The sequence below is a fragment of the Lentilactobacillus dabitei genome (genome assembly GCF_019061365.1).
Taxonomy (GTDB): domain Bacteria; phylum Bacillota; class Bacilli; order Lactobacillales; family Lactobacillaceae; genus Lentilactobacillus; species Lentilactobacillus dabitei.
Window position 1 is genome coordinate 1 of the sequence record NZ_JAHPPD010000217.1, and the last position, 220, is coordinate 220.

1 protein-coding gene is annotated in these 220 nt (G+C 50.5%); it reads left to right on the forward strand.

What is annotated here, in order from left to right; all coding sequences use genetic code 11:
* Positions 1 to 220: IS3 family transposase (locus KTE19_RS13845; RefSeq protein ID WP_217342536.1), on the forward strand; the 220-nt coding region annotated here is incomplete at both ends.

The following is a 220-nucleotide window of genomic DNA, read 5'->3' on the forward strand; positions in this document are numbered from 1 at the left end:
AAGCCATCACCACCAGGTAACTAAGATGTGCCGAATCCTCGGTGTTTCCAGAGCTCAGTATTATCGTTATCGATCCCCCAAGCCTTCAAAACGCCGGGCCGAAGATGCGGACTTAAAACAACGGATTCTGCGGATCTTCGCGGAATTCAAGCAGCGATACGGCGTTATGAAGATCCACCATGAATTGAATCTGGAACTTCAACCACTGCAGCGTCGGTGC